This is a genomic window from Tessaracoccus sp. OH4464_COT-324, assembly GCF_003932855.1.
Taxonomy (GTDB): domain Bacteria; phylum Actinomycetota; class Actinomycetes; order Propionibacteriales; family Propionibacteriaceae; genus Arachnia.
In genome coordinates this window covers 1-379 of the sequence record NZ_RQYZ01000135.1, presented here as the reverse complement: position 1 = coordinate 379, position 379 = coordinate 1, and the positions used below count along the sequence as shown (strand labels likewise).

1 protein-coding gene is annotated in these 379 nt (G+C 69.7%); it reads left to right on the top strand.

Translation table 11 applies throughout. The annotated features are described in order from the left end of the window. A partial coding sequence (locus tag EII42_RS12450) for a tetratricopeptide repeat protein (protein ID WP_158676537.1) occupies positions 1 to 379 on the top strand: 379 nt, incomplete at both ends.

Below are 379 nucleotides of genomic sequence, written 5' to 3'. Positions count from 1 at the left end.
AACCTGGGCGTCCGGTTGGGGGATTGTGGGGATCGGGTTGGTGCGTTGAAGGTGGCCGAGGAGGCGGTGGAGAGCTGGCGGGGTTTGGTGGAGCGGGTGCCGGGGACGTTCGAGGCGGACCTGGCGCGCGCGTTGACCAACCTGGGTGCTCTGTTGGGGGATTGTGGGGATCGGGTTGGTGCGTTGAAGGCGGCCGAGGAGGCGGTGGAGAGCTGGCGGGGTTTGGTGGAGCGGGTGCCGGGGGCGTTCGAGGCGGATCTGGCGCGCGCGTTGACCAACCTGGGCGTCCTGTTGGGGGATTGTGGGGATCGGGTTGGTGCGTTGAAGGTGGCCGAGGAGGCGGTGGAGAGCTGGCGGGGTTTGGTGGCGCGGGTGCCGG